The organism is Peptacetobacter hiranonis (assembly GCF_008151785.1).
In the GTDB taxonomy this organism is placed as follows: Bacteria; Bacillota; Clostridia; order Peptostreptococcales; family Peptostreptococcaceae; genus Peptacetobacter; species Peptacetobacter hiranonis.
Genome location: NZ_CP036523.1, coordinates 1,779,847 through 1,796,759 on the forward strand (window position 1 = coordinate 1,779,847; position 16,913 = coordinate 1,796,759).

General features: G+C 29.6%; 17 protein-coding genes and 1 other annotated feature. Of the genes, 1 reads left to right on the forward strand and 16 read right to left on the reverse strand.

Annotated elements, in window-relative coordinates; all coding sequences use genetic code 11:
• Nucleotides 1-13: 13 nt before the first annotated feature.
• From dnaG to KGNDJEFE_RS08460, 15 genes are all read right to left on the reverse strand, one after another.
• The gene (gene dnaG / locus KGNDJEFE_RS08390) at nucleotides 14-1,843 is read right to left on the reverse strand and encodes a DNA primase (protein WP_040410208.1); all 1,830 of its coding nucleotides are present in this window, start codon (nucleotides 1,841-1,843) and stop codon (nucleotides 14-16) included.
• Nucleotides 1,844-1,958: 115 nt separating this feature from the next.
• On the reverse strand, nucleotides 1,959-3,239 hold the full coding sequence (aroF, locus tag KGNDJEFE_RS08395) for a 3-deoxy-7-phosphoheptulonate synthase (protein WP_330580924.1): 1,281 nt from the start codon (nucleotides 3,237-3,239) through the stop codon (nucleotides 1,959-1,961).
• Complete coding sequence (folB, locus tag KGNDJEFE_RS08400) at nucleotides 3,220-3,597, reverse strand: dihydroneopterin aldolase (RefSeq protein WP_006439146.1); 378 nt, start codon at nucleotides 3,595-3,597, stop codon at nucleotides 3,220-3,222. The genes aroF and folB overlap by 20 nt, the downstream gene beginning before the upstream one ends.
• Nucleotides 3,598-3,621: 24 nt before the next feature.
• Nucleotides 3,622-4,410, reverse strand: a complete 789-nt coding sequence (folP, locus tag KGNDJEFE_RS08405) for a dihydropteroate synthase (RefSeq protein ID WP_006439145.1) — start codon at nucleotides 4,408-4,410, stop codon at nucleotides 3,622-3,624.
• Between the two features lie 13 nt (nucleotides 4,411-4,423).
• Complete coding sequence (gene folE, locus KGNDJEFE_RS08410) at nucleotides 4,424-5,029, reverse strand: GTP cyclohydrolase I FolE (RefSeq protein ID WP_006439144.1); 606 nt, start codon at nucleotides 5,027-5,029, stop codon at nucleotides 4,424-4,426.
• Nucleotides 5,030-5,428 carry a hypothetical protein gene (locus KGNDJEFE_RS08415; protein ID WP_006439143.1) on the reverse strand — a complete coding sequence of 133 codons (399 nt, stop codon included), beginning with the start codon at nucleotides 5,426-5,428 and terminating at the stop codon, nucleotides 5,030-5,032.
• Nucleotides 5,429-5,662: 234 nt separating this feature from the next.
• On the reverse strand, nucleotides 5,663-6,874 hold the full coding sequence (locus tag KGNDJEFE_RS08420; protein ID WP_050754629.1) for an MORN repeat-containing protein: 1,212 nt from the start codon (nucleotides 6,872-6,874) through the stop codon (nucleotides 5,663-5,665).
• A 151-nt stretch (nucleotides 6,875-7,025) separates the two neighbouring features.
• Nucleotides 7,026-7,892: a YitT family protein gene (locus tag KGNDJEFE_RS08425; protein ID WP_006439141.1), complete on the reverse strand. Its 867-nt coding sequence runs from the start codon at nucleotides 7,890-7,892 to the stop codon at nucleotides 7,026-7,028.
• A 384-nt stretch (nucleotides 7,893-8,276) separates the two neighbouring features.
• Nucleotides 8,277-8,966 (reverse strand): LrgB family protein, encoded by a 690-nt coding sequence (locus tag KGNDJEFE_RS08430; protein ID WP_006439140.1) that lies wholly within the window; start codon nucleotides 8,964-8,966, stop codon nucleotides 8,277-8,279.
• Nucleotides 8,959-9,327, reverse strand: coding sequence for a CidA/LrgA family protein (locus KGNDJEFE_RS08435; protein WP_006439139.1), 369 nt, complete (start codon nucleotides 9,325-9,327; stop codon nucleotides 8,959-8,961). The genes KGNDJEFE_RS08430 and KGNDJEFE_RS08435 overlap by 8 nt, the downstream gene beginning before the upstream one ends.
• A gap of 101 nt (nucleotides 9,328-9,428) precedes the next feature.
• Nucleotides 9,429-10,808 (reverse strand): aldehyde dehydrogenase family protein, encoded by a 1,380-nt coding sequence (locus KGNDJEFE_RS08440; RefSeq protein WP_006439138.1) that lies wholly within the window; start codon nucleotides 10,806-10,808, stop codon nucleotides 9,429-9,431.
• A gap of 101 nt (nucleotides 10,809-10,909) precedes the next feature.
• Nucleotides 10,910-12,397, reverse strand: coding sequence for a VanW family protein (locus KGNDJEFE_RS08445; RefSeq protein WP_006439137.1), 1,488 nt, complete (start codon nucleotides 12,395-12,397; stop codon nucleotides 10,910-10,912).
• 89 nt (nucleotides 12,398-12,486) lie between these two features.
• Nucleotides 12,487-13,914, reverse strand: a complete 1,428-nt coding sequence (locus KGNDJEFE_RS08450; RefSeq protein WP_006439136.1) for a hypothetical protein — start codon at nucleotides 13,912-13,914, stop codon at nucleotides 12,487-12,489.
• 159 nt (nucleotides 13,915-14,073) lie between these two features.
• A complete protein-coding gene (locus KGNDJEFE_RS08455; RefSeq protein ID WP_006439135.1) occupies nucleotides 14,074-14,409 on the reverse strand; it encodes a hypothetical protein in 336 nt (111 codons plus the stop codon).
• 103 nt (nucleotides 14,410-14,512) lie between these two features.
• Nucleotides 14,513-14,986 (reverse strand): pyridoxamine 5'-phosphate oxidase family protein, encoded by a 474-nt coding sequence (locus tag KGNDJEFE_RS08460; RefSeq protein WP_040410207.1) that lies wholly within the window; start codon nucleotides 14,984-14,986, stop codon nucleotides 14,513-14,515.
• Between the two features lie 205 nt (nucleotides 14,987-15,191).
• Nucleotides 15,192-15,448 (forward strand) — a binding site (T-box leader).
• 123 nt (nucleotides 15,449-15,571) lie between these two features.
• On the opposite strand from KGNDJEFE_RS08460, the gene KGNDJEFE_RS08465 reads away from it, so the two are divergent.
• Nucleotides 15,572-16,138 (forward strand): tryptophan transporter, encoded by a 567-nt coding sequence (locus tag KGNDJEFE_RS08465; RefSeq protein ID WP_006439133.1) that lies wholly within the window; start codon nucleotides 15,572-15,574, stop codon nucleotides 16,136-16,138.
• Nucleotides 16,139-16,247: 109 nt separating this feature from the next.
• On the opposite strand, the gene KGNDJEFE_RS08470 is transcribed toward KGNDJEFE_RS08465, so the two are convergent.
• The gene (locus KGNDJEFE_RS08470) at nucleotides 16,248-16,844 is read right to left on the reverse strand and encodes a ribonuclease H1 domain-containing protein (RefSeq protein WP_006439132.1); all 597 of its coding nucleotides are present in this window, start codon (nucleotides 16,842-16,844) and stop codon (nucleotides 16,248-16,250) included.
• Between the last annotated feature and the right edge of the window lie 69 nt (nucleotides 16,845-16,913).

Here is a 16,913-nt window from a genome sequence, read left to right on the forward strand (position 1 = left end):
ACTTAAACCCCCTTTATAAATTTCTTAATCGTTTATTTAATTCTACTGATTGTAATGCTAGATTCATTATCTCCAAATCTAGCTCCTTAGCTGCATCTTTATCAGACTCAGCTAAAATTTTACTTTTAGCACCTAGTTCTTCTTGCTTAATTCTAAGATTATCTATTGTTTTCTTTAAAGAGTTTCTTCTAACACTCTTTACAGTTTCTTCTATTTCTTTCATATTTTTAGTATTTATACTTTCCAAAGATGTTTTCTTTAAAGACTTAATGTATTCATCATTTATACCTTCCAACTCATCTGGCTCTACAATCTTTTCTGAATCTATCTTTGATAAATAGTTAAGTATTTTTTTACTATCCTCCATTAAAAGCTCTTTTTCATCTATTTTCAATAGAACTTTTTCTCTAGCTGCTGGAATATTCATCATTATTTTCATTAATTTTATTTCTGTTAATTCCTCACCATGTTGGATAGCATCCATTTTTTCTATAGGTTTTTCTTCTTTTTTATTAAATTTATTATTAAATTTTCCATTAGATAAATTTCTAGAACTGTAAGATTTACCATATATCTCTCTTTTTACTGCATCTTCGTCTAGCTGAACTATTTCGCTTAAATATTTTATATAGTAATCTATTTCTACAGGGCTCTTTAGCTGTTTTATAATATTAACTGCTTCTTGTGCAAATTTTATATTATCCTGATCCTTTGATAAGTCAAAATAAGATTTTAAGTTATCTATTTTAAACTTAATCCGAGGTACAGCATCTTTCATAGCCTTTCTGTATTCATCAGTTCCATATTTTCTAACATATTCATCTGGATCCTTTGCATCTTTTAAATCAAGTACCTTTACTGATAATCCAGCTTCCACTAGTATATCAATTGCTCTAAGACTTGCCTTTGTTCCTGGTCCATCAGAATCATATGATATTATTACATTATCCGCATATCTCTTTATCAATCTAGCCTGCTGACTAGTAAGCGCTGTTCCTAGTGTGGCAACAGCTATTTGTATACCATATTGATATAATGATATTAAGTCCATATATCCTTCTACAAGTATTACAGTTCTTGAAGAAAGATTTTTTCTAGCAAAATTTAAACCGTACAAATTATGCCTTTTATTAAATATCAATGTATCTGGCGAATTTAAGTATTTTGGTAATGAATCATCTAATACCCTTCCACCAAAACCTATTACATTCCCCCTATAATCAAATATAGGGAACATTACTCTATTTCTGAATTTATCATAATATTTATCTGTTTTTGTACTTTTACCTATCAATCCACATTCCAGAAGTTCTTCTTGACTATAACCTTTTTCTTCTATTAAGTAATCCATTAAGCTATTCCAAGAATCTTGAGAATACCCCAATCCGAATCTTTTTATGGTTTTATCATCTAGGCCTCTATTTCTTAAATAATCGTATCCTCTGTTTTTTGATTTTACAAGGTTAGAAAAATAGAACCTAGCCGCTTCCGTATGTATATCCTGATATTTTTTACTTAATTCAATTTTTTGTTTTGTTTCTTCATCGATGTTAAAATTTATATCAATTCCGCATCTATTTGCAAGTAATCTAACTGCATCCATAAAGTCTAGATTCTCAATTTTCATGACAAAATTTATAACATCGCCACCCTCCCCGCAGCCAAAACATTTATAAACTTGTTTTGCTGTACTTATATGGAAAGACGGTGTTTTTTCGACATGAAAAGGACATAAGGCTTTGTAGTTTTGACCTGAAGGCTGTATTTTTATATAGTCACCTATTACGCTGGCTATATCGCATCTAGCCTTGATTTCCTCTATAATCTCTTTCATATCGTTCATATTAACACATCCCTCTGTTTTTTGTCTTAACATTTCTATTTTACACGAATTTTTATCTTTGTCAATGTTAATAATATAAATAATTCTACTTTTTTTTAGAATATCCTTCTTTTATTTATAAATTTTTATAATTTTTTTTAATTTTTTCCATCAGCTCTTCAAAATTATCAAAATCCAAAGACTGTTCTCCATCAGAAAGAGCCTCGTCTGGGTTAGGATGTACTTCAACCATTATACCATCAGCACCGCAAGCTAAAGCTGCATATGACATTGGAGCAACTAACTCTCTAATTCCTGTTCCATGACTAGGATCTACTATAACTGGTAATCCTGTTTCTTTTTTAATTATAGGTACTGCTGCTAAATCCAATGTATTTCTAGTGTAATCGTCGTAAGTTCTGATTCCTCTTTCACACATTATTATTTTTTCATTTCCTTCTACAGCTATATACTCAGCAGAGCAAATCCATTCATTTATAGTTGCAGCAAGACCTCTTTTTAGCATAACAGGCTTGTCCTGCTTTCCTGCTTCAGAAAGAAGTGGGAAATTCTGCATATTTCTAGATCCAATCTGAATTATATCAGTAGAATCGTATACTTTTTCTAAATCTCTAATATCCATAAGCTCTGTTATTACAGGCATTTTTGTTTTCTTTCTTACCTCTTTTAATATTTCAAGACCTTCTTCTTTAAGCCCATTAAATGAAAATGAAGATGTTCTAGGTTTATATGCTCCACCTCTTAAAATATCTGCTCCTTGACTTTTAACAAACTCAGCAGTCTTTAAAAACTGTTCATAACTTTCTATAGCACACGGACCTGCTATAACAATATTATCTTTTCCAAATTCTACTCCCTTTTCTCTATTTACAATAATTTTTTTCTGCTGAGAAAACGGATTATTTTCATCTATTTCAAATTCTTCAATATTTCTTTTTTCTTCATCTGGCAATCTATTAAATGCTTCTAGTACATTTTCTCCATTTATATCCAGCTCTTTGCTTAAATCAAGTAATGGTCTAAGCACAAAAGCTCTCTCCTTCATTAAAGGATGTGGTACCTTTAAATCCTCTGTATCTATAACTTCATTATTATAAAGAAGTATATCTACATCGATTGTTCTAGGACCCCATTTTATTATTCTTTTCCTATTTAATCTTGTTTCTATGTTCTGACAGAATTTAAGCATTTCATGTGGATCAAAACTAGTATCCACTTCCAAGCATATATTTAAAAAATCTGGCTGCTCTGTATATCCCCACGCTTTTGTTTCGTATATCTTTGACTTTTTTACAGAAAAAACATATACGCTATCTTCAATCATACCGCACGCTCTATTCAGATAGCCAAGTCTATTTCCCATATTTGTTCCAAGACTAAGATAAACCTTGTTCATTCTGATATCTCCTTATTTCTACTCCCATATAATCAAAAATTCCTTTGACTGGAGCCTCTTTTTTTCTTATTCTTACCATAACTGAATAAGCAATATCAAATCTATTTAATATCTCTGATGCTATATTTTCAGCTAAGGCTTCAATTAAATTGAATCTCTTATCTTCTGTAAATTCTCTAGTTATTTCATAAACTTCTGCATAATTTATTGTTTTTGTGAAATCATCATTTATTCCAGCTTCTTTTGTATCCGTTTCTATTTCTATATCTATAAAAAACTTCTGACCTAGAACACTCTCTTCTTTTAAAAGGCCATGATAACCGTAGAAAGCCATATCTTTTAAAATAATTTTATCCATAGCTATCACCTCAAACAAATTCTATTATCTATATATAGCATCTGCCATTTTTGCAGCTCTTAAATTTTCTGTTACATCATGTACTCTAACTATATCTACTCCATCTCTTATACCAAGTACAGTAGTTGCAACTGTTCCTTCAACTCTATCCTTAGGCTCTAAATGTAGTACGTTTCCTATAACAGATTTTCTTGAAGTACCTAAAAGTATTGGATATCCTAAATCTCTAAGCTCTCCAAGTCTTCTAAGCACTTCTAAGTTTTGCTCGAATGTCTTACCAAATCCTATACCTGGATCTAGTACTATTTTTTCTTTTTTAACTCCAGCATCTAATGCCATCTTTATACTTTCATTTAAGAAGTCTTTTATTGATTCCATTATATCTTTATCGTATTCAGTTCCATCCTGATTATGCATTATACAAACTTCTGCATCGTACTTAGCTATTACATTTGCCATATTTGCGTCTTTTCTAAGTCCCCAAACGTCATTTACCATTTCAACACCTAGCTTTAATGCTTCCTCAGCAACATCAGCTTTATATGTATCTATTGACATAGGAAGTGATATTTCTTTTTTTAATGCTTTTATAACTGGTACAACTCTTCTTATTTCTTCTTCACTATCCACATAAGTATGTCCCGGTCTTGTAGATTCACCACCAATATCTATCATATCGGCACCTTCTTCAACCATCTCTTTAGCATGTTTTAATGCTTTATCTACTGAATTAAAATCTCCACCATCAGAAAAACTATCTGGTGTAACATTTAATATTCCCATTATATATGTTCTTTTTCCGTAATCTAGCATTTATCTATTCCTCCTATTTCATAAGTATTAAATTCATCGCTTCTGTTCTAGTAGCTATATCTTTTGCAAATACTCCTCTAACTGCTGAAGTAACTGTCTTTGAGCCAGGCTTTTTAACACCTCTCATAGTCATACACATATGTTCAGCTTCTATAACAACCATTACCCCATAAGGTCTTAATTCTTCCATTATTATATCCGCTGTTTCTTTTGCAATTCTTTCTTGTAACTGAGGTCTTTTAGCTATAGTTTCAACCACTCTAGCTAATTTTGAAAGCCCTGTAAGTCTTCCACCCTTTGGAATATAAACAACATGAGCTTTTCCAAAGAAAGGTACTAGATGATGCTCGCAGCAAGAATAAAATGGTATATCCTTAACTATAACCATTTCTTCGTGTGATTCCTCTGGGAAAGTAACTTTTAAATGCTCTCTAGGGTCCTGGAAAATACCACAGAATATTTCTTCATACATTCTAGCAACTCTATCTGGAGTGTCTTTAAGTCCTTCTCTATCTGGATCTTCCCCAATAGCTTCTAAAATATCTCTAACCGCTCTTTTTATTTTTTCCTTGTCCATTTTTCCTTCTTTTAATTCCACATTTTCTTTTGAATCTAACATTTAAAACACTTCCTTTTTATTGTTTTTATTTATTTTGTCATACATTATTTTACATTTTTCAATAATACTCTCAGAAACTTCCTCTCTTTCAAAGACTACAACTGGATTAGAAATAGCCTTAACAAAGAATTTTTCTCCTCTTTCTATATATCTATTTGCACTTTCTATAGAAAAATAATTGATGTCAAAATCTACACCAAAATAGCTAGAAAACTCTCTTATTTGATCAGAAATCTGATTTCTTCTTATAATAAATAAATCTATATCATTTATAGATAAATTCTCATCAGCTAAATTTTTACATTTTGCTGATCCAACTAACATAATAGAAATATTATTTTCGTCATTTTTTAATTTATCTATAACAAAATTAAATGCTTTTTCTTCTTTTTTTCCCATTTTTTACACCTCCTAAATGAATTCTATTTTAGGCAGTACTATATACATTTCTATAAATTTTTTTTATTTCCTCTTTTTATTTTCAATTTTTTTATTTTGTTTCTATTTTTTTGTCATTTTCAATTTATATTTTCTCTTCAAAGTACAAATTATACTATTAAATAAAAAAATAGGGAACCTATATTTAATAAATTCCCTATTTCTAGCATATTTAACATTTTTTATTTTTGTTATTTATTCTCTACCTGAGAAAACTTCATCAAAAGACATTCCAAATATTATAGGTTTATCATTTTCCCAAGTTCCACTATATAGAATATCTCCATCCTCATCATAGAAAGTTCCTTCTCCATGTTTTCTACCATCCTTGAAGTCTCCTTCATAGCTCTTTCCATCTTCCCAGATAAATCTTCCTTTACCATTTATTACATTATTTACCCACTGGCCTTCATATACTAGCTTACCACTTCTGTCAAAGCAGCTTCCTCTTCCATTGAATTTTCCTTGTTTAAATTCACCTATATACATATCTCCATCTTTCCACTGGTAGAATCCATAGCCATCTTTTCTACTGTCTTTCCATTCTCCAAGATACTCAGAACCACTGTTATATATCATTCTACCTATACCATTTGCCATTTCTCTTTTGAAATTACCTGTGTATTCATCTCCATTTGAGAACTTATAAACACCTTTTCCTTCTCTATTATTATTTTTAAACTCTCCAACGTATTCATTTTTTGTTTCTCTCTCAGAATAGAAAATATAATTTCCCATTCCATGCATTTTATTATTTATCATTTTTCCAATGTATATATCTCCATTTGAAAATTCATAAATTCTTTCTACAGGTTTTACATTTTTTCCATCTGGATTAGGAGTATACGCATCTATTTCCATATCCATACCATATTCTCTCTCGTCTTCAAGCTCATCATCATATTCATCGTAGTCATCATATTCTTCTTCATTATTATTTTCTATATTATTATCTAAATCATCTAAATAAAGTAGATCATCATCTAAAAGTTCTTCGTCGTACTCTATTTCCTCATCTGAATCATTATCCAATATATCTATATCACCCCAGAACTCATCCTGAGATTCATCCTTTAAAAGACTCAATGCCTTTACTACATCTTCAGCATTCATACCATAGTCATCATCTACATCTATATCTACTTCTTCATATACCTCTTCTTGTACGTTATCTTCTTTATCTATATAAAACTCTGATTTTTTAAAGTATTCTTTTTCTATTTCCTCTTCTTCTTCATATGCCCTTCTCCGCATTTCTATTTCATTAACTTCAAAGTCGGTTGCATATTCTTCTCTTCTTATTAGCTTTTCTCTTTTTATTTCAAAATTTCTAACTTTTTTTTCGACAATTGCGATTTCTCTATTATATCTATTAAATATTTCTTTATATCTTCTAGGTAGATTCATAACTTTCCCCTCCAAAGTAAAACGTCTTTATTATATTATTTAAATTACTTTCTTATATTATTATAATACTAAATTCTTATATATAAAAGCAAAAAAATAAATCCTCACGTTTTTAACATGAGGATTTTTATTTCCAAAATATTTATTTTTATTAAAGATCCTTCGCTTTGAATCCTCGACCTTTTACTTCTGTAATATCATTTACTGAAATAAAGGCCTTATTATCGCAACTAAGAGAAATTTCTTTTATCTGAGGAATTTCACTTGTAGAAACTATAGTGTATATTATCTTTTTCTTCTGATGAGTATATGCACCTTCCGCTTCAAGGAATGTAACACCTCTTACTAATTTTTTCATTATTATTTCAGAGATTTCTTCAGCTTTATCAGATACAACCATGACAGCTTTTTGTGAGTTCATCGCATCTTTTACGAAGTTCATTGCTGTTGCATTCATAAATATATCTATTAATGTATAAAGCGCTAAATCTAATCCAAATAAGAAACTTCCTATAAATACTATTACAGCATTTATTGCCATAGCAGTATCTTTTATTTCTATATTCTTTTTAACCTTTAAAATAGCAGCTATTATATCTGTACCACCAGTAGATGCTCTTGCTCTAAATACAAGACCAACTCCTGCCCCTGATAATAATCCACCGTATATAGCCTGAAGAATCATATCATTTATTGGTATAAACTGTGATATATCAGATGTTACACCTAATAAAAATGAAAATATCGCCATATTAATAAGACTCAATATACAGAATTCTTTTTCAAGATATATAAACCCAAGTATAAATACTGGTATATTTACTACAAATGTTAAGAACCCTATATTCATCCCTGTAAGGTAGTTTATTGCAGTTGATATACCTGTAGCTCCACCACTAAGAAGTCCAGCAGGTCTTAAAAATCCATTTACTCCTATAGATGTTATCAACATTCCTACTATCATCGTTAAAAATCTCAAACTAGGATGCTCTTTTAGAGTATCTTTTACTTCACTCATTTTTTTCTCCCTTCAATTCCCTCAATTTAATAATTTTCTACTAATAATTTACTATAAATCAGTCTTTCCTGACTTCACATATATATTATAATCAAATTTTTTTTATTGTCTAGTCTAAAAAATCTATACTTTTTTAGCAATAAGAGCATTTCTTACTTTATTTATTACATAATTTATATTTTTTTATTAAGTTAATGAATTTTATTTTTCACATCTTGCAATTTTTCGCCCTTATTTTTGTTGTTATATAGTTTTATTGAAATTATTTCTAACAACTTTTCAATTTTATAAATTGAAGGTAAATTTAATTATCTTAAAAATTTTTTATTTTTCTTCCTAAAAAAATTTTTATTTTTCTATTTTACAGCAATACTCATACAAATTTTATAAGAATTTTATTAAAATAGGAATCAATATGACTGTAAGTGTTCCCGATATTCCTATTGATAATCCACTCATAGCACCTTCAACCTCACCCATTTCTATGGCTTTTGTTGTTCCAAGTGCATGTGATGCCGTACCAAGAGCTATTCCTCTAGCTATAGGATGCTTAATTCCACCTATTTTAAATACTAGTGGAGATATTATTGCTCCTAATATTCCTGTACAAATTATTGCAACAACTGTTATAGCTTCTACTCCACCAAGAGAATTTGTAAGAGATATTCCCATTGGAGTAGTTATTGATTTTGGTATTAAAGAGTTTAAAAGAGATGAATCTGCATTTAAAGCTCCTCCTAGGATCTTTATAGATACAAAAGACACTAAAACTCCGGCTGTTATACCGATTATTATTTCTATCATATTTTCTTTAAATAATTCAAACTGCTTATAAAGTGGTACAGCTAGTACAACTGTTACTGGTGATAGGAAGAAGTTTATACTATCTCCACCTATCTTATACGCCTCATAAGGTATTTTTGTAATACTTAAAAACGCTATTATACATATAATTGCTATTAATAGCGGATTAAATATAGGATTTCCTGTTTTACGCTGAATATATCTTCCAAGATTATAAAAAATTATAGTCAATAGAAGTCCAAATATCGGCGTCTGTGTTATATCATACATTAGATTTCTTTTCCTTTCTTTTCATCATTATCTCTACCACGATTCCTGTGCACCACATAACTATCACTGTAGTTACAAATATCGCTAAAACTAGAAGTATTATATTTTGCTTTATAAGATCCATAGATTTTATAAGCGATACTCCAGCTGGTACGAAAAATAATGCCATATTATCTAAAAAGAAACCAGATATACTATCTATGCTCTCTATGCTTATAATTTTAAACTGAAGCATTAAAAATAACAGAATCATACCAACTATACTTCCTGGAATTAAAACAAAACCAGATATCATAGAGCTTATATACTCTCCTACTGCCCAAATTCCTAGAATGATTGCTAACTGATTAAATACTTTCATTAATCATTCCTCCTTTCCCCTCAACTAAAATACCACATATTGTATACAATAGTCAAAGATATATTAATTACAACATTGTATTCTTTTTCTTTTGCTAAATATTACAGTATATTAAACACTTTTTTTATTAAGTTTAGTTTCTTTTCATTAAACGGTGGATATTTCATACTTATATCCGCAAATTTTTTAGATTTTACAACAGACTTTTTATGACTAAATGCATCAAAACTAGCCTTTCCATGATAATTTCCAAGTCCACTTCTACCGATTCCCCCAAATGGTAGTCCATCTGATGTACAGTGAATTATTGTATCGTTTACACATCCACCTCCAAAAGATACCTTTTCAATTATCTCTTTTTCAAATGGCTTATCATCTGTAAATAAGTATAAAGCCAGAGGATTTTTATTTTTTTCTATTATTTCAAATATTTCATTTTTATTCTTATATACAACAATTGGAATTATAGGCCCAAATATTTCCTCTTGCATTATTTTTTCATCTGTATTAGATACCTCTAATATAGTTGGCTCTATTTTTAAACTTTCCTCATCATATTTTCCACCAAATATAAGTTTTTTACCTTCAATTAGATTTAAAACCCTATCAAAGTTTTTTCTATTTATTATCTTAGGATAGTCATCTGACTCAATTGGATTTTCTCCATAAAACTCATTAATATAATGTATTAGTTTATCTCTTAATTCTAAAAATACTAGTCTATCAGCTATTATATAGTCTGGCGCAACACATGTCTGACCTGCATTCATAAATTTTCCCCACACTATTTTTTTAGCTGCATTATCTAAATCTGCCTTCCTATCAACTATACAAGGGCTTTTTCCACCAAGTTCTAATACACAAGGTATCAACCTTCTACCAGCTGATTCTGCAACAGATGCTCCTATTTTAGGATTTCCTGTATAGAATATAAAATCAATATCGGATTCAATTAAATTTATTGCCTCTTCCGCTTCACCAGAAAATACAGCAACATATTCCTCATCAAATACTTCTTCAACTATTTCTCTAACCACTCCAGATGTAAATGGAGATATTTCTGAAAGCTTTAATATACCAGTATTTCCCGCTGCTATACTCCCTATAAGTGGCATTAGCGCTAATTGAAATGGATAATTCCAAGGAGATAATATAAGACTTACACCATATGGCTGGTTGTATATTCTATTGTTAGAGAATGGGTTAATAATAGAAGCTCTAACCTTTTTAGGTTTTGACCATTTTTCTAGATTATTTATAGTATTTTTTAACTCACTTTTTACTATACCTAGCTCTGTTTCATACCCCTCAAATTCAGATTTACCTAAATCTAACTTCAGTGCGTATAATATTTTTTCTTCGTATTTATACACAGCTTCTTTTAGTTTTATTAAATATTTTTTTCTATAATTTATTTCAATGGTATTTCCTCGTTTAAAGAAATATTTTTGTTTTTCTACAACTTCTTTGTATCTTTTCATATTCTCACCTCGAAATTAATTTCTTAATACTATTATTATATTTATTCAAACAAAAAGAAAGAGGTTGTCAAAACTTTTCAACAACCCCTTTGATTTTTTATTTAGTTTTTATTATTTTCTTTAACTTCTTTTGGAGCTGCTTCTGGTTTTTGAGCATCTCCACCCGCATTATTTCCTGAATTTCCTGCATTTCCATCTGGTTTTTGAGTTTCTCCTCCACCATTATTTCCTGAGTTATTTTCGCCAGGATTCTGTGGTTCTTCTGGTTTTTCCTCTACAGGAGCAGTTCCTACAAATATAACTCCATTCTGTTTTGGATAACTTGATGTTGCTATTTTTTCTTTTTTAATTTGTTTTCCATCTTTATCTTTGTATATTCTGTATGTTTCAACAACATATCCATTTCTACTAGCTTTATCTACTTCTTCTTTCCCAGCTGGTAAATCACTTTTTTCTACCTTCTGAGGTGTAGCCTGTGAAACTGATATTGTCTTAGTCTGTATTTCTATATTCTGCTCATCTGCCTTACTTCCAAATACCTGACATACTATTGAGCCACCTGTTACATAGTTCTGAATATATACATTGTGTTTATATGGATTTTTAAATATAAAATCTATTCCACTGTCTGTAACAGTAGCATCTCTTCCCATTCCAACATAAGAAGAAGGTATTGTATGATTCTTTACATTAACAATTTCCATTCCTGATTTTAACGCTGCATTATATAGAGTAGATGATACCTGACATACTCCACCACCTAAATCTTCCTGCATTTCTCCCTGAACTATTACAGGTGCACTCTTATATCCATTGGCTTTATTTCTTTTCCCAACTATAGCGTTAAAAGAATATTCCTGTCCTGGTTTTAGAATTACTCCACTTGATGCATTTGTTGCTATTTTTATATTTTCAGTTCTGTTGTAATTATTTTTAAATGTAGTTACAGATGTTCCAAGTGCCTTGTCCATACCTTCAAGATCAGATTTCTTTATCTTAGGTTCATCAAGCTTAACAACAGCCTCAGCTTTAAATTTATTGGCAGATAACCGCTTTTCAATAGCCTTATTTGTTTCAGCTTCATTAAGGACTACTCCATTCTTTTCTGGAACTATAGTTATCTTGTCATTATCTGTGTTTATTTTTGCATTTTCTTTTTCTCTATCAACTTCTTTTCTTATTTTATCAAGCTGCTCTTTTGCTTTATCTTCGTCGTATTTTATAGCTACACGCACATTAGTTTCATGACCTAACATAGATTTTGCCATATCAAACATATTAGAGAATATATTTCCTTTTCTATCTACATCATATGCATTTTCAACTGTCTTATCTATATCGTATTCAAAGTTTAGCTCATCTAAATTAAGCTTCCAACTTCTTTCTTCACTTTTTAAGGTAAATTCATTAGTATCAAATACTTTTATTTTATTTTTTGCCTCTTCTTTTGTCATTCCTCCAATATTTATCCCATTTACAATTACGTTTTCAGCTATTTTATTACTTTTTACTTTTGAAAACATAAAACCTACTGCTCCCAGAACAACAACCAATAAGGCTATTAATGCTACTTTTATTTTTTTCGACATCAAACCTCTCCTTTTTGTTTATTTTCAGAGTACATCCATTTACCTCTGAATTAGTTAAATACCTATTTTACTAATTCTATTCTCCCATATTATATAAGAACTAGTTTATTATTTTCGAAAGAGTACACTGCACCACTGTACATATCTACGCAGTACAAGTCTTTACCTCTTAAGAACCCTTTATTACCTATAAAGAAGAAATATGTATTCTCCTTCTTATTTAGCATTTCACTTATTTTCTTATCACTTTTAGAATATCTTTCTGCCTTATCAGATTCTATTTCTTCCAATTTTTTATATACCCTTTTCTTTTTTTCTAATTCATTTTTTAAATTTTCTGTTGCATCTTTTTTTGAAATAGCAAACTCAATTTCTCCATTTGTATTTAATCTAAAGAAACGAGCATGGTCAATATTCTCATATGATCGTTCTCCATCCTTGTATAAATACATTTTTTTATTTTCTGCATTTATAAGAACTTCATTTATTCTCTTGCCATCTTTAAGTATTTCCGCATAGTAGTATTTTTCTCCATTCACCATTTGCGGAAGTGGACTTACTGTTATTCCTTCTGGCTCTATATCAGCCGCTTTACAGTATATATTTTTAATATCATCTGATCCTAAAGTATACTCCGCTAGTTTTTTCTGATAATGTTTTAATATTTTTTCTACTTTTTCATCATCAGGGTAATATTTCTTTACATATTCCATATACTCTGTTGCAACCTGATAATTTCCATCTTTCGCAGCTAAAGCTGCTTCTTGAATATAATAATCATACATCTTTTCTATGCATTCTTTTTTATTTTCTTCGGCTTTTTTATAGTACTTTTTATCTTTTTCAAGTACTTTTTCATAGTTTTCTATTGCCTTTGAATACTGAAATTTCTTTTGATATTCATATCCTTGTTCATAGAGCATTCTAGAGTCGTATATAAATTCAATTTCTTGTCTATATTCCTCTGTTCCTACTTCCATCCCTTGTAATGCTGATATCGTATCTACAAACGATTTTGCTGTTTCATAATCTATACTTCCATCACTGTACATATCTGCAGCCTTTTTACACTGTTCTAATAACTTCTCACTTTTTACAGTTATTTTATCCAGAGAATTTACCATGTTTACAAATCCAGTAAATTTTTCCTTTGATATACTTCCTTTGAAAAAATCATCTCCTGTATTTTCTAAAAATTTATTTATCTTTTTAGAAAGCTTGGCATTAAATCTATCCATTTTTCCTTCTGAAAACTCTTTTTCCAAAGAAGAATAATAGTCTATTGCTATAGCATACTGTCTTGACTCTATATAATCCATCATATGATTTATTTCAGAATGGTATCTAAAATGATTCCATATTGCAAACACTAACAGTATCGCAACAACAAGCTTTATAATGTTAAATTTACTTAAATTTTCAAAACTGGGTAGATTTCTCTTTTTCTTTTGTTTTTTCCTTTTTTTATAATCCGGTTCTTTTTCACCCGAATCATTTACCCATCCATCAATTTTCATAAAACTTCCCCTTTTATAAACAATCTATAAAATAATCTAATTTTCAAGTTATATCCATAAAAAAAATAAAACACAGTAACAACTGTGTTTATTTTTATATATACAATTGCATTTTACGAGCAAATAAATATCTGGTATTTATAATATATGTCTTTAATACTATGATACTTTTCTTCTGTATTCTCTTTCTGGTGTAGATACTGCAGGAGCGCTCTTTCTGCGAACCTTCTGTTTCGCAACTGCTTTCTTTTTAGTAGGTTTTCTAAATACTTTATCAAAATTAGCTAATACCATAAGTCCACTTAAAGCAAGAGCTACTAAAGTAGCTGGTACAAAGTACCACCAAAAGTCCGGAGTATTAGCACCTAAAAAAGCATTCATTACTCTTAATACAACAGCTGAAGCATAACATATTATAAATGACATAGCTGTATATTTTAGTATTTTTTTTAAACTTCTTTTTATTATTTTAACTATTGAACCTGACTTTTTCAAGAACTCACCTCCATTGTATTTACTACATATATTTTAATTTACATAACATAATTTAACTATAGCAAAAAAAACGACTATTTGCAATAACTTTCACAATATTCATCTATTCTTTAGACGCTTTTCCTGATATTTTTTCTGGTACAACTTTTATTATATCTGTTATTTTGAAAAGTTTTTCTATATATTCATTTCCATCTTCTATATAATCTGTTGAATATGTTTTTATTACTTCTTTTAATACCTTTCTTTTCTCTTCCTCATCTTCAACTATAGACGCATTTCCAAATACTACTACACTTTTGTATCCAACAGTAAATTTATCCGGTACAAATTCGTAATCTGAAACTGCACTTACACAAACTTTGCTATTTTCATTTATGTTGTCGATTTTATGTCCTTTTTTTGAACAATGATAGTATATATTTCCGTCTAAGAATACGTGGTTCATCGGAACCGCATACGGATACCCATTATCTACAGATATTGTAGATAAAAAACTCACATCTGAATTTTTTAATATTTCTATCCCTGCTAAACTTCCTTTATCTCTATCAACTCTTCTCATATCTCTGAACATCGAAAGACACTCCTTTTTCATTTAATATTTTTTAGTTTTTATTTTATTACTTAGTTATATATATTCTATATAATTTGTATTTTCCCTTTTTTAAAAAGAATTATTTCTCTTTTTTGTATCATATTTCAAAAAATTCAAAAATAATTATTGACAGAATCTTTTTTTTAGATTATGATTAATACAAGTTAAAAATAATAAATTTTCAGTAAATTCTTTGACGAGGAAGAGTAACTGTTTTTAGGTTCAATACAGAGAGTTGACGTTGGTGAGAGTCAGCAAGAAGGAAAATAGTGAATGGGCCTTAGAGAACCGGATTGAAATATTTTTAAAGTAGACTCCGGCGTTTGGTGTACGTTACAACACACAGAATATGTTAGTATTCTTACAGAGATGTATTTCTTGTATAATTTTACAAGATATACGAATTTAGGTGGCAACGCGAATTAATACTTCGTCCTATATATAGGGCGAAGTTTTTTTATTTTACGGAAAAGGAGGTGTAAACTATGGTATGAACTTTACTAGAAGATAATATCGAATCAGAATGGCAGAATAATAAATTTAAAATACTTGGAGGAAAATACAATGAAAGCAATAGCAAATACAACAGCAAATACAACAACAAAAGTGAATACAAGAAAAATGGTTCTAAACTCAATACTTCTTGCAATAGGTCTTATACTTCATCAGATTACACCTGCTCTAGGACTTCCTATGCAGCCAGACTTCGCACTACTTACAATGTTTATAGTAGTTTTAATAAATAGAAATGATTATAAAAGCTGCTTATTAGCAGGAATAGTTACTGGTGTATTTACAGCACTTACAACTAAATTCCCTGGTGGACAGCTTCCTAATGTTATAGATAAAATAATATCTGTAAACTTTGCATACTTACTAGTTTACATAATGTATAGCATACCTTTCTTAAGAAAAATGGATATGAAAAAAGCAGGTAAAATAGTTTCTATATTCTTATTCCCGCTAGGTACACTTGTAAGTGGATCTATATTCTTACTTGCTGCTCAGTATATAGTTGGACTACCTGTAGGATTTAGCGTTCTTTTCATATCAGTTGTTATACCAGCAGTAGTTATTAACTTTGTTGCAGGTTTAGTACTTTACAATGTAATACTTCGTTGCATAAAATAAATTGAATTAGTTTAATAAGATATCAACTATTTTAAGTTTGAAATCCTCAATATAAAAAAGGATGTAAATAATGTCTTTTAATACAGATATTATTTACATCCTTTTTGTTTTACTTATTTAATCCGTCTTTGGCAAGTTGATCTGCCATCTCATTATATTTGTCGCCGGTATGAGCTGCTACTTTTACGAAACTAACATCTAATCTATCTTTTATAGAGTTGTAATAATCTCTATACTCTATAGTTCCTTTTTTGTTAGCTTTCCATTCTCCTGTACACCACTTTTCTATTCCCTGATAATCAAAATATATTACCAACTTTGGAATATTATTTTCTATACAGTAGTTCATAGCGTACTCAGAAGCTTTAATTTCCCCTGCTACATTTCTCATACTTAGATATTCTTCATCGTTTCCACCAAAGCTTTCTGTATGTATAACTTCTCTATTTTTTAGTACAACCACACCAGAGCCATATTTTTTAATTGAATGCTCATAGCTTCCATCGACATATGCTTCTATTGTATTTTCATCAACTTTTATTTCTTTTTTTATTCCGTTAACAAAGTTTTCCGCTTCTTCCATAGTTGGAAAGCTTTTAAACTCCGCCCCTTTAAATCCACTTATCTGTTTGCTACATTCAGTCCAAGTTAAAAACACACCAGTTTTATAACCTTTTCTAACTGCGTAAAATTTCTTTTTAGCCAAACAAACACCTCCAATATTTTCTAATGGTATTAAAATTATTAATAATTTAGTCTTTATACTTTTTCTATT